Source organism: Bosea sp. NBC_00550, from assembly GCF_026020075.1.
Lineage (GTDB): Bacteria > Pseudomonadota > Alphaproteobacteria > Rhizobiales > Beijerinckiaceae > Allobosea.
Genome location: NZ_CP102772.1, coordinates 4,888,404 through 4,910,921 on the forward strand (window position 1 = coordinate 4,888,404; position 22,518 = coordinate 4,910,921).

Here is a 22,518-nt window from a genome sequence, read left to right on the forward strand (position 1 = left end):
GGAGAGGCGGGCGTTCATAGCTTCGCTGGCGAAGGGTGGCATTGCCGCCCATTGAAACCGAAAGGCGGCCAGTCATGGCAACGAGCAAGGTAACCGATCAGAGCTTCGAGGCTGATGTCCTCAAGTCCTCCGAGCCGGTCGTCGTGGATTTCTGGGCGGAATGGTGCGGCCCCTGCCGCATGATCGGCCCGGCGCTCGAGGAAATCGCGACCGAGCTCAACGGCAAGGTCAAGATCGTCAAGATGAACGTCGACGAGAATCAGCAGATCCCGGCGCAGTTCGGCATCCGCTCGATCCCGACGCTGATGCTGTTCAAGGACGGCAAGCTCGCCTCGCAGAAGGTCGGCGCGGCGCCGAAGAGCGATCTCTCGCGCTGGATTTCCGCCGCCGTCTGATCGGCGCGCCCTGAAGACAGAAAAGGCCCGTTTCCGTGAGGAAGTGGGCCTTTTCGTTTTCGGTCGGATCAGCGGGCCGTCAGGCGCGGCTGTCCTTGTCGATCGCGAAGGCGCCGGCGCCCGCGAAGACGAGATAAAGGAAGACGAAGCAGTACAGGATCGCCGCGTCGCCGCCGTTTGCGACGGGGTAGAAGCTCTTCGGCGCGTGGCCCATCCAGTAGGCGAAAGCCATCTGCCCCGAGAGGACGAAGGCGGCGATGCGGGTCTGGAAGCCGAACAGGACCAGGAGGCCGCCGACCAGCTCGAGCACGCCTGCGTACCAGTACATGGTGAAGGCTGGCGGCAGGGAGCCGTTGGGCGGCAGCACGGGGAAGCCGAACAGCTTCTGCGTGCCGTGAGCGATGAAGATCAGCGCGGTGACGATACGCAGGACGCCAAGGAAATACGGCGCGTAGCGGTTGAGCGACTGCATGCTGTGCCTCTTTATGGAAGGGATCGAACGAGTGTTGAAACGGCTTCGACAACCGGAGTAGCTGAGCGATCGAGCGTGACGATGTGCTTGTAGGCGAGCGGTTCGATTTTGCGCAATATCCCGTTTGATGACGTTTTCGTTTGCGCATTTGCAAGTTTGATCACGATCTCGCGACGGCTGTGTCCTCAACGTCGCGGTGCACGCTTAACCACCCCTTAAAAGCGCCATGTTTGAATCCTGTGTGACCTGACCGCATTGCAGGCGGCATGTCGGCCGGAACGGGACAGGGATGAACGACCGGATCAAACGAGGCGAGCGGCGCGAGCCGTCCTTCGATCATGAGAGCGGCGAAAGCCGCGACGATTTTGACATGCGCGTTTCCGACGACGACCGCCCACTACACCGTCACCGCGCCGCGGCACGCCCGCAGCCGCGCAGTCAGCCGGTGCGCAACAAGCGCAGCGGGGGCGGAGGCGGCGGCAAGCGTCGTGGACGCCGGCGCCGCTCGCTGCTGGGCGGCCTGTTCTACTGGACGATGGTGCTCGGCCTGTGGTGCGCCATCGGGCTCGGCGGCTTCATCGCCTATCACGCCTCGCAGCTGCCGCCGATCGACCAGCTCACCGTGCCGAAGCGGCCGCCGAACATCGCGATCCTCGCGGCCGACGGCTCTCTGCTCGCCAATCGCGGCGAGACCGGCGGGCGCACCATCACCATCGGCGAGATCCCGCCCTATCTGCCGAAGGCCTTCGTCGCGATCGAGGATCGGCGCTTCTACGACCATTTCGGCATTGACCCGATCGGCATCAGCCGCGCGCTCGTCACCAATCTGCGCGGGCGCGGCGTCGCCCAGGGCGGCTCGACGCTGACGCAGCAGCTCGCCAAGAACCTCTTCCTGACGCAGGAGCGCACGGCGGCCCGCAAGATCCAGGAGGCGATCCTGGCGCTCTGGCTGGAGCGCACTTACACCAAGGACCAGATCCTCGAGCTCTATCTGAACCGCGTCTATTTCGGCTCCGGCGCCTATGGCGTCGAGGCTGCGGCGCAGCGCTATTTCAACAAGTCGGCGCGCTCGGTGACGATCGCGGAGGCCGCTATGCTGGCCGGCCTCGTCCAGGCGCCATCGCGCCTCGCGCCCAATCGCAATCCCGACCTCGCCGAGAAGCGGGCCCAGCTCGTCGTCGCTGCCATGGCCGACCAGGGCTTCATCTCGCAGGCGGCGGCCAAGGGCGCGCTCACCGCGCCCGCCGAGGTGCCGGAGCGGGTCGGCGCCGGCTCGGTCAACTATGCCGCCGATTACGTGATGGATGTCCTTGACGACTTCATCGGCGCCGTCGAGGGCGACGTCACCGTGCTCACCACGATCGATACCAAGCTGCAGGGCTCGGCCGAAACGATCCTGGTCGATGCGCTCTCGGCTCAAGGGTCGAAGCTCAACGTTTCGCAGGGAGCGGTGGTTTCGCTCGCTCCGGACGGCGCGATCCGGGCCCTGATCGGCGGGCGCGACTACACCAAGAGCCAGTTCAACCGCGCCACCGCCGCGCATCGCCAGCCGGGCTCGTCCTTCAAGCCCTTCGTCTACCTGACCGCGATCGAGAAGGGCATGACGCCGGACACGATCCGCGACGACTCGCCGGTCTCGATCAAGGGCTGGGAGCCGGAAAACTATTCGCGCACCTTCCGCGGCCCGGTGACGCTGCAGACCGCCTTCGCCCATTCGCTCAACACGGTCGTCGCGCGGCTGATCCAGGAGGTCACGCCGCGCGAGGTGATCCGCACGGCCCAGCGCCTCGGCGTCACCTCTCCGCTGCAGCCGAACCCGTCCCTGGCGCTCGGCACATCCGAGGTGACGCCGCTGGAGATGACCGCGGCCTATGCCAGCTTCGCCAATGGCGGCCAGTCGGTGCTGCCCTATGTCATCCGCGAGGTCCGCTCGACCAGCGGCAAGGTCGTCTATGCCCGCAAGGCGAATAATTTCGGCCCGGTGATCCAGCCGCAGACGCTGTCGATGATGAACACCATGTTCCATGGCGTGATGACCGGCGGCACCGGCAGCAAGGTCAACCTCGCGGGTTGGGAGGTCGGCGGCAAGTCCGGCACCACCCAGGATTATCGCGACGCCTGGTTCGTCGGCTTCACCGGGCGCCTCGTCACGGCCGTCTGGGTCGGCAACGACGACAACTCGACCATGAAGCGCGTCACGGGTGCAGGCCTCCCGGCCGAGATCTGGGGCAAGTACATGAAGGCCGCCCATGCCGGCGCCCAGCCCGTCCCGCTGCCGGGAGGCTTCTGGCAGGGCGCGCCGAAGACGATCTTCGGGGATGGCGCGCCGGTGGCCGACGCCGGCGCTCCGGCGCCGGTCCAGCCCGCGAGTTCGGATCGCGCCTGGGTCAGGCCCGCTCCGCAGGAGCGCAACTTCTTCGAGCGGCTCTTCGGCGGCTGAAGAACCTCACCGTCATTCCGGGACGGCCCGCAGGGCCGAGCCCGGAACCCATATCCGCGGGTGCTTCAGGAAAAGCCTGCGGACAAGCCGCCTCGTCATGCCAAACTGCGGTTATGGGTTCCGGGCTCTTCGCTGACGCGAAGCCCCGGAAAGACGGCGCGGTGCGTCGGAATGCAGGACGGTCTAAGCCTTCGCCGTCCGGATCGCGCGCGTCGCCCGGAACAGCACCAGCGCGGTCACGCCCAGCGCCGACATCACCAGCGGCAGCGGCAGCGCGGCGTTCTTCAGCAGATGGCCGACGAGCAGCCCGACGCAGGCCGAGAGCAGCATCTGGCATAGCCCGTTGAAGGACGAGGCCGCGCCGGCCCGGTCCGGAAACGGCATCATCGCCGATGCCTGGGCCTGGGGCATGGCCAGGCCGACGCCGCAGGCATAGATCGCCATCGGCACGACGACGCCCGCCGGTCCGCCCAGCCCGGTCAGGACGCCGACCAGCATGGCCAGTCCGCCACCGGCGAGGCAGCCGACGCCGATGGCGATGACGCCGTCCATGCCGCGCCGCCCGACGAGGCGCTGCGCGATGATCGTGCCCGCGATGTAGCCGAGCACGCCGAAGCCGAAGGAGAAGCCGTATTCCACCGGCGTCAGCCCGTAGATGCCGATCAGCACGAAGGACGAGCCGGAGATGAAGGCGAAGAGCCCGGCATAGGCCAGCGCCGTCAGGGCGACATAGACCCGGAAGGCCCGGTTATGCAGCAGGACGCCGAAGCCGCGGAAGATCGCGAGCGGCGAGAGCGGCAGCGGCGAGCGCACGCGCAGCGTCTCCGGCATCACCGTGACGATGACGATCGCGAGGCCAAGTGCAAAGACGAGTGAGGCCAGGAAGGTCGAGCGCCAGCCGAAGGCGACCTGAAGCACGCCGCCGATCACCGGCGCGACCGCCGGCACCAGACCCATGATCATGCCCATCCGTGCCAGCTCGCGGCCAGCGCGCGGGCCATCGTAGAGATCGCGCACCATGGCGCGGCCGAGCACGATCGGGCCGGAGGCGCCGAGCGCCTGCAGCGCCCGCGCGGCGGTCAGCGCGCCGATCGAGGGCGCGAGCGCGCAGGCGAGCGTCGCCAGCGCGAAGAGACCCAGGCCCGCGAGCAGCACGGGCTTGCGCCCCAGTCGGTCGGAGAGCGGCCCCCAGAAGATCTGCCCGGCCGCGAAGCCGAACAGGAAGGAGGAGAGCGTCGCCTGCGCGCCGGCGACATCGGTCTCCATCACCCGCACGATCTCGGGCAGGGAGGGCAGGTAGAAATCGGTCGAGAGCGGGCCGAGCGCCGTCAGCATGGCGAGGACGGCGGTCATCGCCAGCGTATCGGGACGAAGCTTCATGGGCGGCCTCCGGCGCAGCCGGAGCGGGGCCGCGCGCCCCTGCTACGACGTCAGCCGGTCATCCGGCAATGGCGGGCTGCGCCGGGCCGTCCTGTGTCTCGCCGTGATAGGCGGTCGCCCGCATCGAAGGCCTCTGCGAGAACGTCTCGTACCAGCGCGTCAGCCGGGGCCGACCGGCGCGGAAATCCGGCAGCGCGCGGAATTCGAGCCAGGCCAGCGCGGTCGCCAGTCCGATATGGCCGATATGGACCGGCTCGTCGAAAGCCTCTGCCTGTTCCAGCAGGTCGTAGGATGCCACCAGCTTCGTCGTCTGTCCCTCGCTCAGCGGCGGGTAGCGCAGATGCTCGGGCCGTCGCGCCGTCTCCCAGCGCAGAGCGATGCCGGCGTCGCACTGCCCTTGCGCGACGGCATGCAAACGCAGCGCCTGCCAGCGCGGCTTGCCTGCGATGGGGATCAACCTCGGCCCGCCATGCAGCCCGTCGAGATAGTCGCAGATCACCAGAGAATCGAAGATCGCGCCCGCTTCGGGCGTCATCAGCACCGGCACCTTGCCCAGCGGATTGACCGCGAACACCTCGGGATTGCGGTTGGTCGGGCTGGTCTCGTGATCGACGACGGCGATACGGTCAGCAAGCCCGGCCTCATGCGCGAAGACGATGGTCTTGCGCGCATAGGGCGAATGGCTCTGCGAATAGAGCGTCAGCCGTTCGGCGCCCGTCATACTGGTGATCACGCGACTTCGCCGGGCTTGAGGCCGACGAGTTCGGCATAGCGCTCCGAATCCGTCGCTCCTTCCGTGTTGACGAGGAAGACGCGGGAATCGCCATCGAGCTTGAGCGCGGCGCGCGCCTGCGGGTTGCGCAACGCCGCGAGCAGCCCGGCGAGGCCGGCACCGCCGCTCTCGCCGGCGACGATGGCCGGATCGCCGGCTGCGGGGCGGGCGAGGCGGTTCATCGCCTCGACAGCGTCCGCATCCTCCGCCGTCAGGAAGGCGTCGGCGGCGCGGTAGAGCACGCGCAACGCCAGCGGCGAGGGCTCGTAGCATTCGAGCATCGCCATCACAGTCGGCTCGCCATGGGCGATCTTCACCGGCCGGCCCTGTCGCGCGGCCTCGAAGATGCAGGCCGCCCGCGACGGCTCGACCACGGTGAAGAACGGCCTGTCCTCGCCGAAGGCGGTCAGCATCTGCGCGGCGAGCGCGGCGGCGATGCCGCCGACGCCGGCCTGCACGAAGACATGGGTCGGCCGCGCCGGCATCTCAGCCAGCGCCTCGCGGGCGATCGCCGTATAGCCCTGCATCACCAGGCCGGGGATACGCTGATAGCCGTCCCAGGAGGTGTCGGAGACGATGGTCCAGCCGCGCTCCGTTGCGACGCGGGTCGCCTCGACCACTGAATCGTCATAGGTGCCGGCGACGCGCACCATCTCCGCGCCGAAGCGGGCGATGGCGGCGACGCGCTCGTCGCTGACGCCGCCATGCACGAAGATCACAGCCTTCGCGCCGAGCAGCTGTGCCCCCTGCGCCACCGAGCGGCCGTGATTGCCGTCGGTCGCGCAGGCAAAGGTCATCCCGGCCGCCACGGAACGGACGGCGGGGTCGTTCATGTCCGCGTCGCTCAACGGGCGGCCGAGCTTTTCGGACGCCGCTTCCAGAGCCAGCCGGATCACCGCATAGGCGCCGCCGAGCGCCTTGAAACTGCCGAGGCCGAGCCGCTGGCCTTCGTCCTTGATGAACAGCGCCCCGATTCCGAGCGCGGCTGCGAGGCCGGGCAGGTCATGGAGCGGTGTCGGCACATGGTTCGGGCGTTCGGCCAGATGCGCCTCGATCGCGTCCGCCCCGGCCGGGCCCAGCGTCTCGACATCCTTCGGATGAAGCGCGGAACGGTAATCGCGATGGCGGTTAAGCAGGAACATGTCGGCCTCGCTGGAGCGGATCGTGAATGAATATTGCAATCCAGGCGAAAAAGGCGCCGGAATTACAGCCCTCGGACGCAAGTTTGTTTCTCGGGACGTTCAATGCCAGCGCCGGCCGCTTATGATCTCGACGCCTTCGACCGGGCGATCCTCGTCATCCTGCAGCAGGACAACACGACGCCGCAGCGCGTGATCGGCGAGCGTATCAATCTCTCCGCGCCGGCCGTGCAGCGCCGCATCCGCCGGATGGAGGCGAGCGGCGTCATCCGCGCCAATGTCGCGGTCGTCGATCCCGTGGCCCTCGGTCATCCCATCACGCTCTTCGTCGAGATCGAGCTCGTGAGCGAGACGGCGGTGGACATCGACGCTGCCAAGAGCGCCTTCATCGCCGCGCCCGAGGTGCAGCAATGCTACTACGTCACCGGCGAGGTCGATTTCATGCTGGTGGTGCTGGTGCCGAGCATGACGGCCTATGAGGCGCTCACGCGCCGGCTCTTCTTCGCCAACCCCAACATCCGCAAGTTCCGCAGCTTCGTCGCCATGGACCGGGTCAAGACGGGGCTGGCCGTGCCAATCCCGTAGCGGCTCCGCGGCGGGTGCAGGCGCGGTATCGCCATGGCGTCTTGTTCTGGCCTCTCCGATATGCGACCGCGAGCGGACGTGACGAACGAGCCTGACGGGCCTTGCCGTGATCACCGTGAAAGCCTCCGAAGCCGCAGCCGGGGCGGGCGATGCGCCGCAGGGCTGGCGCGCGCTCATCCGATCGAGCGAGATCGGCATCGTCGTGCTGGCCTCCGTCGTCGGCGTCTTCGCCGGGCTGATCGTGCTGGCGATGTCCTTCACGACGCAACTCCTGCATGAGCTGATCTTCGGGCTGGCCGCAGGGCAGCGCCTTTCGATCACCACGACGATACCGCCCTGGCGCGCAATCGTCGGCCCCGTGCTCGGCGGCTTCGCCATGGGCCTGGCGTCCTGGCTGTTCTTCCGCCGTCGCAAGCAGCCGATCGACCCGATCGAGGCCAATGCGCTGCATGGCGGGCGGATGTCGCTGCGCGACAGCGCCTTCGTCGCGCTCCAGACCATGGGCTCCAGCGGCGCCGGCGCCTCGGTCGGGCTCGAAGCCGGCTATACCCAGGCGGCGAGCGGGCTGGCCTCCCATATCGGCCGCCGCTTCCGCCTGCGCCGGGCGGATATGCGCCTGATGGTCGGCTGTGCCGCGGGCGGCGCCATCGGCGCGGCCTTCGATGCGCCGCTGACCGGCGCCTTCTACGCCTTCGAACTGATCCTCGGCAGCTATTCGATCGCGGCCTTCGTGCCGGTAATGGCCGCGACCTTCATGGCGACGGTGACGCATAGCCTGCTCGCCCCGTCGCTGCTCGCGGTCGAGGTGCCGCCGATCGGTTCGATCCTGGTGTCAGACCTGCCCCTCGTCGTCCTGCTCGGTGCCGCCTGCGGCCTCGTCGGCATCGTCGTCATGCGCGCCGCCGCCTTCGTCGAGGCAGGATTCCGGCGTTCGCGCATCCCGACCTGGCTGCGGCCGGCCTTCGGCGGGCTCGTCGTCGGGGCGCTGGCGATCTGGAACCCCTCGGTGTTCTCGGCCGGCCACGGCGCCATCAACCTCTACCTCGGCATCGATGCGAGCCTGCTGCTGCTGGCGCTCGTGCTCGTCGCCAAGGCGCTGGCCTCCTCGGTGTCGATCGGCTCCGGCTTCCGCGGCGGCCTGTTCTTCGCGTCGCTGCTGCTCGGGGTGCTGACGGGGCGTCTCTTCATCGGCGTGCTGACGCTCGGCTTTCCGAACCTCGCAGGGCACGAGACGCTGTTCGCGCTGGTCGGAATGAGCTCGCTTGCGGTCTCGATCGTCGGCGGGCCCATGACCATGACGCTGCTCGCGCTCGAGATGACCGGCGATCTCAAGCTGACGCTCGCCGTCGTCGGCGCGGCCGGCGCGGCTTCGCTGGTCACGCGCCGCCTGTTCGGCTTCTCCTTCGCGACCTGGCGCTTCCATCTGCGCGGCGAGAGTATCCGCGGCGCCCATGACGTCGGCTGGATGCGCGAGTTGACGGCCGGCAGCATGATGCGCATCGAGGTGCCGAAGATCGCCGCCGATGCCACCATCGCCGAAGCCCGGCTGAAATATCCGCCGGGCTCGACCAATTATCTCGTCGCGGTCGGCCCGGGCGACGCCTATGCCGGCATGGTGCCGCCCGGCGCCCTCTACGAGCCCGATCCGGGGCTGGACGAGGAGGCGGCGGCCGAGCCCGCTCCGCGCACGGTGCGGCACCTCCTGCGCAATCCCGACAGGATGCTGCTGGCCGACATGTCGGTGCGCGATACGCTGAAGCTCTTCGACGAAGCCGAGAGCGAAGCCCTCCCGGTCGTCGCCGACCGCGAGAAGCGCCGCCTCGTCGGCATCCTCAGCGAGGCGCACGCGATCAAGCGCTACAGCGACGAGATCAGCCGCCGCAACCGCGAGCTGACCGGCGAGTAGCCGTCTCTTACCGGGAGGCTTCCAGGCTTTCTCAGGAACGCGCGGTCATCCCGGGCTTGACCCGGGAGACATGCCGGAGCGCTGCCGGTGAAGCTTCAGCCATGGATCCCGGATCATCGCTTCGCTCCGTCCGGGATGACACGCATTTTTGTAGCGTCGTGGAATCTACGAACGGAGTTCCACGCTCGTAACAAGCCGCCAGTCGGCGATCGCGATATCCTGTCCCGAGGTCACGATGCCGATGCGGTCGAAGTGGATCATGCGTCCCGCGAGTCGCGCCTGTACCTCCGCGATCGCCGCTGCCTTGGCTGGCGCCTCGACCGGCCCGTAGAGCAGCGAGACATGCGGCATGAAGCTGTCGAGACCCTCGGGGTCGAGCGCGCGCTTCAGCCTCGCCAGCGGCGGCGAGACGGCAAAGCGCGCATAGAAGGAGCGGAAGAAGGCCTCGCTTCCCTCGACCATCGCGACGGCCTCCGAGAAGGCCGGGACCGTCTCCGCTGCCGCCGCTGCCGCGCGTTCCAGCGCGGCGGGCGGCAGCTCCGTGTCACCTTGCAGCGTCAGATGCGGCGCGAAAAATGGGGTCCCGAAGCGCCCCGACAATTCGCCGACGAGCCCCGTCAGCATGGCCTCGTCGGCCGGCGATGGCATGAGCCAGAGAGAATGTATCCGCGCTGTCATCCAAGTTTCACAAAGCTCTTGCACATAGTGCGCCCCGTACGTAATGTTTATTTCAATCGGGTCGGTCAATGGAAGAAAAATTCCATTATCCGGCAACAAAAACGAAGTGGGGAGTAGGCGCCTTGCAGCCGGTAACGCAAGCCAGAACGGGCAGTGGCGCGGCCATCGGCGTGCGCGGTCTCAAGGTCGCCTATGGCGGCACGCGCGTGCTCCATGGCATCGATCTGGACTTCACGCCCGGCAGCTTCACGGCGCTCCTCGGCTCCTCCGGCTGCGGCAAGACCACGCTGCTGCGCTCGCTCTCCGGCTTCGTCCCGGTCGAGTCCGGCTCGATCATCGTGGGCGGCAAGGATGTCGCCGGTCAGCCGCCGGAAAAGCGCGGCATGGCGATGGTCTTCCAGTCCTATGCGCTCTGGCCGCACATGACCGTGCTGCAGAACATCGGCTACGGCCTCAAGCTGCGCGGCAAGTCGAAGGCCGAGATCGCCGCCAAGGTCGGCGAGATGCTGAATTTCCTCGGGCTCGCCGGCTATGAGGACCGCAAGGTCACGGCGCTCTCCGGCGGCCAGCGCCAGCGTGTTGCCCTCGGCCGCGCGCTCGCCATCGATCCCGGCATCCTGCTGCTCGACGAGCCGCTCTCCAATCTCGACGCCAAGATCCGCATGACGATGCGCCACGAGATCCGCTCCATCCAGCAGCGTCTCGGGCTGACGGCGGTCCATGTCACCCATGACCGCGAGGAGGCCATGACCATGGCCGACCGGCTCGTCATCATGCAGGCCGGCCACATCGCCCAGGTCGGCACGCCGGAAGAGGTCTACGACCGCCCGGCCAGCGCCTTCGTCGCGAATTTCATGGGCGCGGAGAACGTGCTGCCGCTGCGTGTCGAGCGTGGCGACGGCCATGCCGCGGTCGCGGCCGGCGACGCGCGCACGACGCTTGCCGGCGAAGCCGCCTCCGCGCTGCCGGCCGGCGACGCGCTCGCCTATTTCCGCGACGACGTCGCGAGCCTCGACGCGCTTGATGCGCCGGCTGCGGGAGGCGATCTCGTCGTGCCCGGCACCATCGCCGCACGCGCCTATCCCGGTGGCATCTACCGCTACAAGGTGGAAGCCGCCGGCCGCCAGATCACGGTCGACGATCTCGGCCGTCACGAACTCGGAACGAAGGTTGGGCTGCGCATTCCGCTGCAGCGCCTTCACATCTTCCCGGCGACCGAGGCCGGGATTGCCGCCTGACAGGGAGTCAGACACATGCGCATCATCACGCTTGCCTGCTCGCTCGCTGCGCTGATCGTGGCTTCGCCGCTATCCGCGCAGACCCTCAACGTCGCCTCCGCGGGCGACCAGAACATGGTCGATTACGTCAAGGACTATCTCGGGCCGATGTTCGAGAAGGCCCATCCCGGCGTGAAGGTCGTCTCGGTCGGCACCGGCCCGGGCGATTCCGGCTCGCAGAAGATCTACGAGAAGCTCGATGCCCAGAAGGGCGCGGGCGCGACCGATTTCGACGTGCTCGTCATTCACCAGAAGGCCGCCGGCCAGATGGTCAAGGAAGGGCTGCTGAACAAGTACACGGCCAATGTCGAGACGGCCAAGCTCGCCACCGGCGACGCCGCCAAGAACGCGCTCGGGACCGATGTGAGCGGCTTCGTCATCCCCATGTTCCAGTCGCAGACCGCGCTCGCCTACAATGCCGACATGGTCAAGACGCCGCCGGCGACCTTCGCCGAGCTTGCCGACTGGGCCAAGAAGAACCCGAAGCAGTTCGGCTATAACGGCATCAAGGGCGGCATGTCCGGCGTCTCCTTCGTCGCCGGCTGGGTCTATGCCTTCGGCGGCGACGCCGACAAGCTGATCCAGGGCCCCTATGACGCCAACACCAAGGCGGGCTGGGACAAGGCCTTCGGCGAGCTGAAGGAGTTCAACAAGAACGCCGTCATCACCCCCGGAAACGCCGGCACGCTCGACATGCTGAACCGCGGCGAGATCGCGATCGGCCCGGTCTGGGTCGACATGTTCTATTCCTGGCAGGCCGACGGCAAGCTGCCGCCGAACATGAAGCTGAAGCTCGTCTCGCCCGGCATGCCCGGCCAGCCGATGTATTACGCGGTTCCCGAGAAGTCGGCCCAGAAGAAGCTGGCCGAGGCCTTCATCGCGCTCGCCACCAGCCCGCAGGTCCAGGCCGACGGCATCGTCAAGAAGTTCAACTGGTATCCGGGCATCGATGCCAAGAACCTCGAAGGCAAGCTCGACAAGGCCGCCTGGGACAAGCTCTTCACCGACGTCACGCCGGCCGAGCTCGCCAAGAACGGCAAGCCCTTCCCGATCGCGCCCTACTTCAACGACATCCTCGAGGGCTACGAGAAGAAGGTCGCGAACTGAGGTTCGCCTTGCGGGATGGCGCGTGGAAACACCGCGTCATCCCGGACGTAGCGAAGCGGAGATCCGGGATCCATCCTGGAACTCCGCAGCCCCCCGATGGATCCCGGATCGGCGCCGCTCGCGCGGCTTGTCCGGGATGACGGCGCAGAGCTTCAGGAGCGGTCGCGCAGAATGTCCCTTTCCCAACGCAATCTCGCCCTGCTGCTGATCGCGCCGGGGCTCGCCCTCGTCGCGGCGCTGTTCCTCTATCCGCTCTGCTTCTCGCTGATCTCGGCCTTCACCGGCCCCCAGGGCGGCTTCTCGCTGCAGGCCTTCGCCAAGGCCTATGAGCTCTACTCCGGCGATATCGTCTTCACCGTCATCATCGTGCTCGCGTCCTGCCTGCTGACTGCGCTCGCCGCCATCGTCATCGCCGGCACGCTGACGCTGGGCGAGAACCGCATCATTGTCGGCACGTTGAAAGCGCTTTATCGCTGGCCGCTCTTCATCCCCTTCATCGTCGCGGCGCAGTGCATGCGCACCTTCCTCGCCAAGAACGGGCTGATGAACAACACCTTCGTCTCGCTCGGCCTGATGGAGCCGCTGCAGGCGGTGAGCTTCCTCGACTGGCGCGGCATCATCGCGACCTTCGTCTGGAAGCAGACGCCCTTCGTCGCGCTGCTGCTCGCCGGCGCGCTCGCCTCGCTCGACCGCGCGACGCTGGAGGCCGGCCGCAATCTCGGCGCCTCGCGCATGCGCGTCCTCATCGAGCTCGCCTTGCCGCAGGTGATGCCGCAGCTCCTCGTCGCGCTCGTCCTCTCCTTCGTGACGATGCTCTCGGTGCTCTCGGTGCCGATGATGGTGTCGGGCTCGCAGCCGACGATGCTGACCGTGGACATGGCCTTCCGCATCAACGCCTATGGCGACTACGCCACGGCCAATGCGCTCGGCGTCATCACCTATCTGATCTCGGCCGGCGCGGCGATCATCTACCTCAAGCGCGGCATGGCCAAGGAGGGCACGCCATGATGCGCGTAGCCTCGACCGCGCGTGCGACGCTCGCCGCCTTCCTGCTCATCGCCTTCGCCTTCGTCCTGATCGGCCCGCTGGCCAATCTCGCGCTCTGGTCGGTCGCCGAGCGCTGGTACACGCCCTACAAGCTGCCGGTCGTCTACGGCACGCGCTACTGGGAGCAGGTCTTCCGCCCGACCGGCGACGCCATGGCCTCGCTCGGCACCTCGGTCTGGATCGCGGTGCTGACGGTGATCGTCGCGCTCGCGCTCTCGATCCCGGCCGGCTACGCGCTGGCACGGCTGAAGCTGCCGGCGCGCGCCTTCTTCATGGTGCTCTTCCTGCTGCCCCAGGCCTTCCCCTCGGTCGCGATCTACATCAACGTCGCGCGCGTCTTCTATCAGCTCGGCATCAACGGCACGGTCTTCGCCGTCGTGCTCGTCCACGCCGCGCACGGCCTCGTCTATTCCGTCTGGATCGCGGCAGCGGCTTTCGCGGCGGTCGACCGGGACCTCGAGCTCGCGGCCCGCAATATCGGCGCCTCGCCGCTCAAGGCCTTCTTCTCGGTGACGCTGCCGCTCGCCGCGCCCGGCATCATCGCCAGCGGCATCTTCGTCTTCCTCGAATCGCTCGACGAGTTCACCGGCACCTTCTTCGTCGGCGTGCCGCAGGTCACGACCTTGCCGCTGCTGCTCTACAATGCGGCGATGGGCGGCAATTATCAGGTCGCCTCGATCACGGCGCTGATCCTGCTCGTTCCCTCGGTGCTGTTCATGCTGTTCATCGAGCGCTTCCTGCGCGCCGACGTGCTCGCCAAGGTCGGCGCCTGAGCGAAGGCGGACGCAAGCCCCGCCCTCGCATGTCGTGAAGCTCTGAGCGGCTAGGACCGGAACCACGGCGTCATTCCGGGGCGGGCGGCAGGCCCGAGCCGGAACCCATGAACGCGACATCGCTCCAGTTCGTCATGCTCGCCCTTGTGGCGAGCATCCCCGTCTTGAACAAGACGCTCGATCGGCGAAGATGTGGATGGTCGGGAAAAGCCCGACCATGACGGCAGACCCGTGTTCATGGGTTCCGGGCTCTTCGCTGACGCGAAGCCCCGGAATGACGGCGTGTTTCCGTCAAAGCCCAGCAAGCTATAGGTTCGGCGGCGTTTACTTCCCCGCCGGCCCGGTCGAGCTGAGATAATCGACCGCGCAGCCGACGTGCAGCTTCATCACCGCGATCGCCTCGTCGATGGTGACGTGCTCCTCGTCGGTGCCCATGCTGATCGGCGAGGGGCCGCAGATCAGGGCGGGGACGCCGCGCCAGCGCCAGTAGCGCGTATCGGTGCCGCCCAGGCTCGACACCGGCGGCGCGTCATGCCCGAGCAGCTCGCGGATATTGCCGCGCAGGATGTTGGCCATCTCGCCGAACGGGTCGGTCAGGCTCGCCGGATAGCTGTGGTCCTCGTTGACGACCATCTCGCAATCGGCCTCGCGGGCGAGCGCTTCGAGATCGGCGCGGATCGCGTCGCGGTCGGAGCCGATCGGAATGCGCATGTCGAGATGGGCGATGCAATGCGTCGGGATCTGCGTCGCCTTCTGGCCGCCTTGGAGGATGCCGACATTGACGGTGATGCGCCGGGCGACATCGCCCGCGCCCTTGCCGAGGTTGAGGTCGGCCGCTGCGATCGTCTCGGGCGAGGTCAGAACCGCATCGATCTCCGGCGGCAGCGTCGCGAGCTTCAGGTGATAGCGGTCGTAGATCACGGTCACGAGCCGGCTGACGTCGGCAATCGGATTGCGCGCCCTGTGGGCGTAGCCGCCATGCCCGCCGATGCTCTTGGCCGAGAGCGAGAAACGCAGCGTGCCCTTCTCGGTGAAGCGCAGATTGGCGAGGCCGCTCGGCTCGCCGTTGAGGCAGCAATCTGCCTCCATCTCTTCGCCGAATTCATCGAAGAGGAACTTGGTGCCGTAGCGCCCGCCCGACTGCTCGTCCGAGACCACGGTCAGCGACAGCGCGCCGTTGAGCTTTTCGCGGTGAGGGTAGAGCTGGCAATAGGCCAGGATCGAGGCGAGCGTGCCGGTCTTCATGTCGGACGCGCCGCGGCCCATGATCTTGCCGTCGACGATCCCGGCTTCCCAGAGCTTCTCGTTGGTGACCGGGAAGATGTCCATATGGCCGTTGAGGATGAGATGGCGGCCGGGATTGCCCGTTTCCCAGCGGCCGATGATGTTCGGCATCTCCGGCACGAAGGCCTCGGTGCGATGCGGCACGCGGGCGGCATCGAGCAGTTCGCGAACGAAGTCCGCGGCCTCGCGGGTGTCGCCGGGCGGGTTGACGCTCTTGATGCGCAGGAAGCGGCGCAGCAACTCGACGATTTCGTCGCGACGGTCGTCGATCGCCTGAAGCAGCTCGGCCTTCAGGGCGGCGGTATCCTTGGACATGACTCGATCTTCTTCGTAGCGGAGCAATAGCGGGGAGGGGGATGAGGTTCAGGCGCGGGCGAGCAGCGACATCGGGCGCGTCAACTCCGTCTTCTCCAGCCGGGCGGCGACGCAATAGGCCGGGTTGAAGACGTTGGCGATGTCGTAGCGCACGGCCTGCCCGAGCAGATGGCTCGCCTCGACCGGATCGACACCGAGATCCTCGCCGACCCAGCGCAGCATCTCCGTGGTGGCGAATTGCAAGGGCTGGTCGAGCGGGCGTCCGCTGGCGATCACCAGCAGGTCGGTCGCGGTTTCGCAGCGCGGCCAGCGCAGGCCGAGCTTCTTCACGAGCTTCACCGAGAACTCGACCTCGAAGCTGGTCTCGACGCCGGTGCCGGCGATCTCGCCATCGCCCTGGCAGGCATGGCCGTCGCCGAGGAAAAACAGCGCGCCGGCCTCGAAGACCGGGAAGGCGATGGTCGCCCCTGGGCCGAACAGCCGGTAGTCCATATTGCCGCCATAGGTGCCGCTGGTCGCGGTCGAGATCGCCTGGCCGCGCTCCGGCGCCACGCCGAAGCAACCGAGCATCGGCGCCAGCGGAAAGCTCCAATCCTTGATGCGCGCGGAGGGCTCCAGCAGCTTCACCGTGCCGGCAGCAGCGTCGATTGCCCATTCATGGCGCTCGCGCTTCGGCAGCTCGGCCAGGATCGACGGGTCGAGCACGGCCGGTGCAAGCGGCGAATAGGTCCAGCCGGTCTTCCGGTTCGGCGTCATCCGCTCGATGGTGACGAGCAGCGCATCGCCGGGCTCGGCCCCGGTGACGAAGAACGGGCCGGTCATCGGGTTGCCGCGCGGCGCATGCTGCACGCCGTCGCCGCCGAAGCCGGCGGCATCGAGCGTTGTGGTGACGACGCTGTCGCCTCCGGCTATCTCCAGCACCGGCGGCAGCGTGCCGATCACGTTCGAATAGCTTGTCGGAACGAAGTGATGGCGCGCCATGAAAGCCTTCCAGAGCCGGGGTTTTGCCGATGCGGAGCGAGGCGATGCAGGTCCGCTCGGGCATCGGACCGTAGGGGCTCGCCCCTCGCGTGAGAAGCGCTGGCCGGCGAGGGGGCGCTCTGCATCAGGCTCGCGCCCTGTCGATCAGCGCGATTGCAGGGCAGGTCGAGTCGCCAGCAGGATCACCTGCCGGAATTCAGGGGTGGTCTCAATCGGTAATCGCAACACGCTACTTTTCCTTTGGAGATGGAGCGTGGGTGATGATGCAGCGGCGGCGGATCTACTATTCGGCGGCCCAGCGGGCTGAGATCTGGGATCGCTGGAAGGCCGGCGAGTCGATGAGTTCGATTGGGCGGCGGTTCGATCGGGGTCCTCTTCGGTGTTCTCGGTGCTTTCGCCGACGGGCGGCATTCGGCCTCCAGACCGGCGGCGGGCGCCGCGGGCGCTCACTCTCAGCGAGCGGGAGGAAATCTCCCGAGGGCTCAGCACCCGCCGGTCGCTGCGCGTGATCGCTCGGCAATTGGGCCGATCACCGTCCACGGTCAGTCGCGAGGTTCAGCGCAACGGCGGGCCGGATCGCTACCGCGCGGCGCGCTCCGATCAGGCGGCCTGGGACCGGGCCTTGCGTCCCAAGCCGTGCAAGCTGGCTTGCCGACCCGGTCTGGCCCGGACAGTATCCGGCAAGCTGCAGCGGAACTGGTCGCCCGAGCAGATCGCCGGCTGGCTCAAGCGCACCTGCCCCCGGGAGCCACACAATCAAGTGTCGCACGAGACGATCTACCGCAGCCTGTTCATCCAGACCCGTGGGGTGCTGAAGAAGGAACTGCTGGACCACCTGAGGGCCCGGCGAACGATCCGCCGCTCCCGGCACGCCAGCCTGAAGCGGAACGGCCTGGGCCAGATCAGGGACGCCGTCTCCATCAGCGAAAGGCCGGCCTCCGTCGAGGATCGTGCGGTCCCTGGTCACTGGGAAGGCGACCTGATCGGCGGCTCCCGGAACAGCTACGTCGCCACGCTGGTCGAGCGGCATTCGCGCTACGTGATGCTGGTCAAGGTCGCCAACAAAGACACCGGGAGCGTCATCACCGCCCTGATCAAACAGTCGAAGAAACTGCCCGGCGAACTCTATCAGTCCCTGACCTGGGACCGAGGCAAGGAGTTGGCCGACCACAAGCGGCTGGCCCTCGCTTCGAACGTCGAGGTCTACTTCTGCGATCCCAGGTCACCCTGGCAACGTGGCTCGAACGAGAACACCAACCGGCTCCTGCGCCAGTATCTTCCCCACGGAACCGACCTGTCCCTGCAAAGCCAGGCCCAGCTCAGCGCCATCGCCCGTCAGCTCAACGAACGGCCCAGAAAGACCTTGCTCTATCAAACCCCAGCCGAGAGGTTCGCCGAGTGTGTTGCGGCGATCAGTTGAGCCCGCCGGGTAAACTGGACGATCAGCACGCTCAGGATGTTCGGCAGGATGTGGCGCAGATAGACATGAGGCGGGCGCCCCAGCCGATCACGTGGTGTCAGGACCGTCACGCGCCCGCTCCATATGTGACCACAAACGAGAAGCCCGGGCCGAAACGGGGCCTCCGGGCGTCTCAGTCTCTCAGGCCCTGGATGATCGGGCTGCGGTAGGAAATCAGCGCGGGCAGCAGCGCCAGCAGACTTCCGACGAGACAGAGCAGGCCCGCCTGAGCCAGCTCGCCCGCTCCGATGGCGGGGGAGAGCGAAAGCCCGGTGCGGGCCGAGACGATGCCGGAGATCGCATGGGTCGCGATCACACCCAGCAGCAGCCCGGCGAGGCAGCCGGTGGCGATCAGGACGATCGTGCCGATCCAGGTCACCAGCAGCACATAGGATCGCGGCGCGCCGAGCGCTCTCAGCGTCGCGTAGCGCCGACGGCGCAGCCCGTTCACGGCGATCAGCAGGAGCACCACGCTCGCCAGGATCAGCACGGCGTTGGAGGCCGAGGCGACGACGAGGATGTCCCGCATGTCCCCGAGCGCCCCGTAGAGCGAGACGAGAACCTCGGCCGGGAAAAAGGCCATGGTTCCGCCCTGCCGGTACTGCGCGCGCAGCGCATAGGCGCCGGCGACGCTCTTGGGCTTCACCACGATCGCCGGCACGCCCGGCACGCGCTTGCCGTCGAAGGGCGGGCCGATCCGTGCTTCCTCGGGGCGGCGGCTGTCGCCCACGCTCGATCCCGTACGCCAGAACGGAGAATCGCTGCGCGCTTCTTCGGCATGGCCGTTGCCGAGGCCGTGGATGTCCCAGACGCTTTCGATCGGCACGAGGATGGCGCGGTCCCAGGGAGAGCCGAGGCGCGGCAGCCGGCCGACGGCCGTGTAGCCATGGCCTTCATGCTTGTGGCCGAGCTCTTCCTCATCGACCTGGCCGGGCTTGGGCGCATGGCCCGCGACGCCGTGAGAGGGCGCGATCGTATCGCCCAGCCCGTAGACGACGTCGGCGCCGAGCACGGCTTCGCCCTCTGCCGCGAAGAGCCGACCCTCGCTTGGCTGGACCCGGCCCCAGCGGCCGGCGAAACCGGTGGTCGTGCCGATGACCGGATAGCCGCGGCTGACATCGCCGAAGGCGACCGGCGCGAAATTCCCGACCCGCTCATCCTGCGCGAGTGCCTTGAGGACCCGGCCGTCGACCAGCGGCAGCGCTTCGAGCTGCAGGTAGACCGCGGACATCAGGAGTTGCGTCTGGCTGCCCGGCGCGCCGATGAGCAGATCGAAATCGTCGGCGGCCCTGGCCGAACCCTGCCGCAGCGCCCGCTCCTGCGCGCCGATCGCGATCCCGGTCGCGATCGCGAGAGCGACGAGCAGCACGATCGCCGGCGCCGTCCAGCGCAGCGCCCGCAGATCGGCCAGAATCATCGGCCAGGGATTCATACCGCATGTCCCGCGCTGAGATCGATCCGGCGCGTCATCCGTGCGAGCAGGCGCGGATCATGCGAAGCGCAGATGAGGGTTGCGCCGGTTTGCTCGGCGGCCTCGACGAGCAGTTCGGAGACGCCATCGGCATGATCGGCGTCGAGGCTGGCCGTCGGCTCGTCGGCCAGGATCAGGCGCGGCTGTTTGAAGAGCGCACGCGCGATCGCGACGCGCTGCTGCTCGCCGCGTGACAGAACCGCCGCCCTGCGATGGGGATCCTTCAGTCCCACGCGGGACGCCAGTGCAAGGGCGCGGTCACGGCCGGAGGAACTCAGCCGCCAGGAGGAGAAGCTCGCCGGCAAGGCGATATTGCCGGCGACATCGAGCTCCGGCACCAGATGGAAATCCTGGAAGACGAAGCCGAGGTTCTGCCGGCGCCAGTGGTCGCGCCGGGCCTCGGGCAGGGCGGAGATTTCGGTTTCGCCCCAGCGGATCGAACCGGCGCTCGGCCGCAGGAGGCCGGCGATCAGATGGAGTAGAGTGCTCTTGCCGCAGCCGGAGGGCCCGCTGACGCCAAGCGCTGTGCCGTGCTCCAGGACCAGCGTGGGAACGTCGAGAGCGCGGAAGACCTGACCATCGCCGTCGCGATGGTCGAGCGCGATATCGCTGAGAACGAGCCGCCGCCCGCTCGCTTCAGGCGAGGGAGAAGCCGGCATCGGCAATCCTGATCTGGCTGACGAAGCCGGTATCGGCATCGGTCGCGGAACCGATCTCGAGCCGACCGGCCACCACCACCTTGCGGCCGGCGCTGACCATCGCCGTCTCGTTCTTCATGAACACGACGACGATGTCGACCGGCCAGTCGGCATCGGACTGGCAGAAGGGGCAGATGGCGAGCGGCTCGCGCGTCAGCACGAAGAAACGGCTTTCCGGCTTCAGCGGCGGCGCCATGTAGCCGACCATGCGCACGGGCTTGCCGCGCAGCACCGTCACCCTGTCGGAGAATTCGAAGCCGAGCACGCCGAAGGATTTGTAGAGGCTGTCGAAGGCGATCGTCTCGACATCGGCCGCGGCGGCGCGGTCGAAAAGGCTCGCCGCCGCGAGGCCGAGCACGGCTCCGCGGCGGGTGATGGTCGCCAGAGCATTTTCAAGCAAAGTGGATGCCGGTTCGCGTGAAGAAAATGCGGGGAGGCAAGAAGTTGGAGGATTTTCGCGCTTCGAAGAAACGCTGAAATCCTCCACGGGGGCCTGTCGGCGCATCGATGCCTCCGTTGCCCCGATCATCGGCTCACTTGCCGCCGAGCGCCAGCGCTTCGGTCATGACGCGGAACACGAAGGTGTTCGGCTTGTGGCCGCGGAAGCGCTCGGCGCCGGGGCCCATCGCTGTCAGGATGACGTCGTCGGCCGCATGGACGCCGTTATTGGCATCGAACGGAAGGTTGCCGACCTTGCGCGCCACCAGCGGGCCCGTGCAGTCCTTCTCGTTGGCGATGTTGGTCTTGCCGTCGGGGCCCTTCACGGCCGGAACGCGCTCGCCGCCCATGTTGGGGCGGCCGGTGTCGCAGGTGTCGGGATAGGAGCCGTAGACGACGGCGAGACGGCGCGAGGTGTCGACCTTGGTGGGGTAGCCCTCGACGTCGACCGGGCCGTAATTCGGCGGGGTCGACTCGTTGTAGACGCCGAGCTTGTCGCGCAGCAGCTGGCCCGGACGATCGTCGTCATAGGTGCCGATGATCGACATCGGATGGGCGTGGTCGGGGACGACAATGATCAGCGTGTCGTTGCGGTCGCCGGCGAAGTCCTTCGCGACCTTGACTGCGTTGTCGAGCATGATCGTGTCGAACACCGAGCGCTCCCAGTCGAGCGAGTGGCTGTACTTGTCGATGCGGGCGGACTCGACCATCAGCAGGAAGCCCTCGGGATTGCCCTTGAGCATGTCGAGCGCGGCCCTGGTCTGCTCGACGACATCCGGCTGGTCCGGGAACTTGGAGATCGAGCCCTTCTTGGCGAGACGCAGGTCGAAGGCGCCGTCGATGTTGCCGGTGTTGTAGAGGCCGAGCAGCTTCTTCGAGCCGGCGGCGACCGCCGCGTTCATCTCGGTCTTCGTGGTGGCGAGCGTGTAGCCGGCCTCCTTGAACTTGGCGATGAAGTCCTGCTCGTCCGTGCGCTTCGAGCCGGGGGTGGCCTTGCTCAGGAAGTTCGGCGAGCCGCCACCCATAATCACGTCCGGCTTCACCGCATAGAACATCTCGACGATGTCGTTGAAGTCCGAGCGGCGGCGGGTGTGGGCGACCATCGAGGCCGGGGTCGCATCCTCGATCTCGGAGTTGGTGACGACGCCGACAGCCATGCCGGTCTTGCGCTTCACCAGCTCTGCGATGGTCTCGACCTTCGGATGGTCGAGGGTGAGCGCGTTCTTGGCGCAGTAGACGCCGAGCGCGTTCACGCAGGATTTGTGGCCGGTGGTGTAGGCATGCGCGGCATTGGCGCTGTCGGTAACGATCGAGTCTGTGCCGGAGGTCGAGATCAGCGCCATGTTGGACATGTCGTCCATGGCGAGCTCGCCGTCATATTTGCCTTCCTTCCAGCCCTTGGAGAGGATGCGGGCCGCCGTGCGGTTGGCGACCGTCATGCCGTCGCCGATGAAGAGGATGACGTTCTTGGCGCGGCGCGGCGTCGCCGTCGCGAAGACGTCCCAGTTCACGGTCGACTTGTTGCCGCCTTGGGTGGCTTCCACCACGTAGCGGCCGGCCGGGAGCGAAGCGCCGCGCAGCCACAGCGCCGAATGCTTCTGGCCTTCCTCGCTCTGGATGAAGTTCGTCGGCCGTCCGAAGGCCTCGGCGGCGGGCTTGCCGTTGATGGTGACGTTCACGTCGCCCGAGGTCGGCGCATTCGGGAACTCGACCTTGAAGTCGAACCGCGAGCCTTCGAGGATCTCGGCACGGTCGATCGGATAGATCGTCTGTGCGGTGGCGGATCCCCCCGCCACGCCTGCCGCCAGGACCGCCGCCAACCAGTGATATGCGCGCATTGTCGTTCTCCGCCGGAAAGGGCTCGTGCCGGTGGCCTTCGCCTAAGACCGGAACATGACAGT

General features: G+C 67.4%; 19 protein-coding genes and 1 pseudogene. 9 read left to right on the forward strand and 11 right to left on the reverse strand.

What is annotated here, in order from left to right; translation table 11 throughout:
* Positions 1-74: 74 nt before the first annotated feature.
* On the forward strand, positions 75-395 hold the full coding sequence (trxA, locus tag NWE53_RS23230) for a thioredoxin (protein ID WP_038366779.1): 321 nt from the start codon (positions 75-77) through the stop codon (positions 393-395).
* Positions 396-474: 79 nt separating this feature from the next.
* On the opposite strand, the gene NWE53_RS23235 is transcribed toward trxA, so the two are convergent.
* Positions 475-867 carry a DoxX family protein gene (locus tag NWE53_RS23235; protein ID WP_265051695.1) on the reverse strand — a complete coding sequence of 131 codons (393 nt, stop codon included), beginning with the start codon at positions 865-867 and terminating at the stop codon, positions 475-477.
* A 289-nt stretch (positions 868-1,156) separates the two neighbouring features.
* On the opposite strand from NWE53_RS23235, the gene NWE53_RS23240 reads away from it, so the two are divergent.
* Entirely contained in the window at positions 1,157-3,307 is a 2,151-nt protein-coding gene (locus NWE53_RS23240; protein WP_265051696.1) for a transglycosylase domain-containing protein, read from the forward strand.
* A gap of 183 nt (positions 3,308-3,490) precedes the next feature.
* On the opposite strand, the gene NWE53_RS23245 is transcribed toward NWE53_RS23240, so the two are convergent.
* The 3 genes from NWE53_RS23245 to NWE53_RS23255 are packed head-to-tail and all read right to left on the reverse strand — an operon-like array spanning position 3,491 to position 6,601.
* A complete protein-coding gene (locus NWE53_RS23245) occupies positions 3,491-4,687 on the reverse strand; it encodes a multidrug effflux MFS transporter (protein ID WP_265051697.1) in 1,197 nt (398 codons plus the stop codon).
* Positions 4,688-4,745: 58 nt separating this feature from the next.
* On the reverse strand, positions 4,746-5,390 hold the full coding sequence (locus tag NWE53_RS23250; RefSeq protein ID WP_265054995.1) for a glutathione S-transferase family protein: 645 nt from the start codon (positions 5,388-5,390) through the stop codon (positions 4,746-4,748).
* A 26-nt stretch (positions 5,391-5,416) separates the two neighbouring features.
* Entirely contained in the window at positions 5,417-6,601 is a 1,185-nt protein-coding gene (locus tag NWE53_RS23255; protein WP_265051698.1) for a diaminopropionate ammonia-lyase, read from the reverse strand.
* Positions 6,602-6,703: 102 nt separating this feature from the next.
* On the opposite strand from NWE53_RS23255, the gene NWE53_RS23260 reads away from it, so the two are divergent.
* On the forward strand, positions 6,704-7,183 hold the full coding sequence (locus NWE53_RS23260) for an Lrp/AsnC family transcriptional regulator (protein ID WP_265051699.1): 480 nt from the start codon (positions 6,704-6,706) through the stop codon (positions 7,181-7,183).
* 106 nt (positions 7,184-7,289) lie between these two features.
* On the forward strand, positions 7,290-9,089 hold the full coding sequence (locus NWE53_RS23265; protein WP_265051700.1) for a chloride channel protein: 1,800 nt from the start codon (positions 7,290-7,292) through the stop codon (positions 9,087-9,089).
* Between the two features lie 165 nt (positions 9,090-9,254).
* On the opposite strand, the gene NWE53_RS23270 is transcribed toward NWE53_RS23265, so the two are convergent.
* Positions 9,255-9,737 carry a 2'-5' RNA ligase family protein gene (locus tag NWE53_RS23270; protein WP_265051701.1) on the reverse strand — a complete coding sequence of 161 codons (483 nt, stop codon included), beginning with the start codon at positions 9,735-9,737 and terminating at the stop codon, positions 9,255-9,257.
* A gap of 152 nt (positions 9,738-9,889) precedes the next feature.
* On the opposite strand from NWE53_RS23270, the gene NWE53_RS23275 reads away from it, so the two are divergent.
* The 4 genes from NWE53_RS23275 to NWE53_RS23290 all read left to right on the forward strand — a co-directional run bounded on the left by NWE53_RS23275 (position 9,890) and on the right by NWE53_RS23290 (position 13,971).
* Positions 9,890-11,005: an ABC transporter ATP-binding protein gene (locus NWE53_RS23275; protein WP_265051702.1), complete on the forward strand. Its 1,116-nt coding sequence runs from the start codon at positions 9,890-9,892 to the stop codon at positions 11,003-11,005.
* 15 nt (positions 11,006-11,020) lie between these two features.
* The gene (locus tag NWE53_RS23280; RefSeq protein ID WP_265051703.1) at positions 11,021-12,151 is read left to right on the forward strand and encodes an ABC transporter substrate-binding protein; all 1,131 of its coding nucleotides are present in this window, start codon (positions 11,021-11,023) and stop codon (positions 12,149-12,151) included.
* A gap of 171 nt (positions 12,152-12,322) precedes the next feature.
* A complete protein-coding gene (locus NWE53_RS23285; protein WP_265051704.1) occupies positions 12,323-13,159 on the forward strand; it encodes an ABC transporter permease in 837 nt (278 codons plus the stop codon).
* Positions 13,159-13,971, forward strand: a complete 813-nt coding sequence (locus NWE53_RS23290) for an ABC transporter permease (RefSeq protein ID WP_265054996.1) — start codon at positions 13,159-13,161, stop codon at positions 13,969-13,971. Before NWE53_RS23285 ends, NWE53_RS23290 begins: the two co-directional genes overlap by 1 nt.
* Positions 13,972-14,295: 324 nt before the next feature.
* Here the strand turns inward: NWE53_RS23290 and NWE53_RS23295 are convergent, their stop codons facing one another.
* Together NWE53_RS23295 and NWE53_RS23300 are read right to left on the reverse strand one after the other, a co-directional pair.
* Positions 14,296-15,570 carry a M20/M25/M40 family metallo-hydrolase gene (locus tag NWE53_RS23295; RefSeq protein WP_265051705.1) on the reverse strand — a complete coding sequence of 425 codons (1,275 nt, stop codon included), beginning with the start codon at positions 15,568-15,570 and terminating at the stop codon, positions 14,296-14,298.
* Positions 15,571-15,618: 48 nt separating this feature from the next.
* On the reverse strand, positions 15,619-16,551 hold the full coding sequence (locus NWE53_RS23300) for an acetamidase/formamidase family protein (RefSeq protein WP_265051706.1): 933 nt from the start codon (positions 16,549-16,551) through the stop codon (positions 15,619-15,621).
* A 260-nt stretch (positions 16,552-16,811) separates the two neighbouring features.
* Between NWE53_RS23300 and NWE53_RS23305 the strand changes: the two are divergent.
* A pseudogene (locus NWE53_RS23305) lies at positions 16,812-17,971 on the forward strand (IS30 family transposase).
* A 172-nt stretch (positions 17,972-18,143) separates the two neighbouring features.
* On the opposite strand, the gene NWE53_RS23310 reads toward NWE53_RS23305, so the two are convergent.
* From NWE53_RS23310 to NWE53_RS23325, 4 genes are all read right to left on the reverse strand, one after another.
* On the reverse strand, positions 18,144-19,442 hold the full coding sequence (locus NWE53_RS23310; protein ID WP_265051707.1) for an ABC transporter permease: 1,299 nt from the start codon (positions 19,440-19,442) through the stop codon (positions 18,144-18,146).
* Entirely contained in the window at positions 19,439-20,140 is a 702-nt protein-coding gene (locus NWE53_RS23315) for an ABC transporter ATP-binding protein (RefSeq protein ID WP_265051708.1), read from the reverse strand. Before NWE53_RS23315 ends, NWE53_RS23310 begins: the two co-directional genes overlap by 4 nt.
* Complete coding sequence (locus NWE53_RS23320) at positions 20,118-20,579, reverse strand: hypothetical protein (RefSeq protein WP_265051709.1); 462 nt, start codon at positions 20,577-20,579, stop codon at positions 20,118-20,120. The genes NWE53_RS23315 and NWE53_RS23320 overlap by 23 nt, the downstream gene beginning before the upstream one ends.
* A 133-nt stretch (positions 20,580-20,712) precedes the next feature.
* Positions 20,713-22,455: an alkaline phosphatase gene (locus NWE53_RS23325; protein WP_265051710.1), complete on the reverse strand. Its 1,743-nt coding sequence runs from the start codon at positions 22,453-22,455 to the stop codon at positions 20,713-20,715.
* Positions 22,456-22,518: the final 63 nt, after the last annotated feature.

Bases quoted from the DNA above. Each gene is read 5' to 3' on its own strand.
- trxA (WP_038366779.1), top strand. From the start codon at position 75: ATGGCAACGAGCAAGGTAACCGATCAGAGCTTCGAGGCTGATGTCCTC.
- NWE53_RS23235 (WP_265051695.1), bottom strand. From the start codon at position 867: ATGCAGTCGCTCAACCGCTACGCGCCGTATTTCCTTGGCGTCCTGCGT.
- NWE53_RS23240 (WP_265051696.1), top strand. From the start codon at position 1,157: ATGAACGACCGGATCAAACGAGGCGAGCGGCGCGAGCCGTCCTTCGAT.
- NWE53_RS23245 (WP_265051697.1), bottom strand. From the start codon at position 4,687: ATGAAGCTTCGTCCCGATACGCTGGCGATGACCGCCGTCCTCGCCATG.
- NWE53_RS23255 (WP_265051698.1), bottom strand. From the start codon at position 6,601: ATGTTCCTGCTTAACCGCCATCGCGATTACCGTTCCGCGCTTCATCCG.
- NWE53_RS23260 (WP_265051699.1), top strand. From the start codon at position 6,704: ATGCCAGCGCCGGCCGCTTATGATCTCGACGCCTTCGACCGGGCGATC.
- NWE53_RS23270 (WP_265051701.1), bottom strand. From the start codon at position 9,737: ATGCCATCGCCGGCCGACGAGGCCATGCTGACGGGGCTCGTCGGCGAA.
- NWE53_RS23280 (WP_265051703.1), top strand. From the start codon at position 11,021: ATGCGCATCATCACGCTTGCCTGCTCGCTCGCTGCGCTGATCGTGGCT.
- NWE53_RS23285 (WP_265051704.1), top strand. From the start codon at position 12,323: ATGTCCCTTTCCCAACGCAATCTCGCCCTGCTGCTGATCGCGCCGGGG.
- NWE53_RS23290 (WP_265054996.1), top strand. From the start codon at position 13,159: ATGCGCGTAGCCTCGACCGCGCGTGCGACGCTCGCCGCCTTCCTGCTC.
- NWE53_RS23295 (WP_265051705.1), bottom strand. From the start codon at position 15,570: ATGTCCAAGGATACCGCCGCCCTGAAGGCCGAGCTGCTTCAGGCGATC.
- NWE53_RS23300 (WP_265051706.1), bottom strand. From the start codon at position 16,551: ATGGCGCGCCATCACTTCGTTCCGACAAGCTATTCGAACGTGATCGGC.
- NWE53_RS23310 (WP_265051707.1), bottom strand. From the start codon at position 19,442: ATGAATCCCTGGCCGATGATTCTGGCCGATCTGCGGGCGCTGCGCTGG.
- NWE53_RS23315 (WP_265051708.1), bottom strand. From the start codon at position 20,140: ATGCCGGCTTCTCCCTCGCCTGAAGCGAGCGGGCGGCGGCTCGTTCTC.
- NWE53_RS23325 (WP_265051710.1), bottom strand. From the start codon at position 22,455: ATGCGCGCATATCACTGGTTGGCGGCGGTCCTGGCGGCAGGCGTGGCG.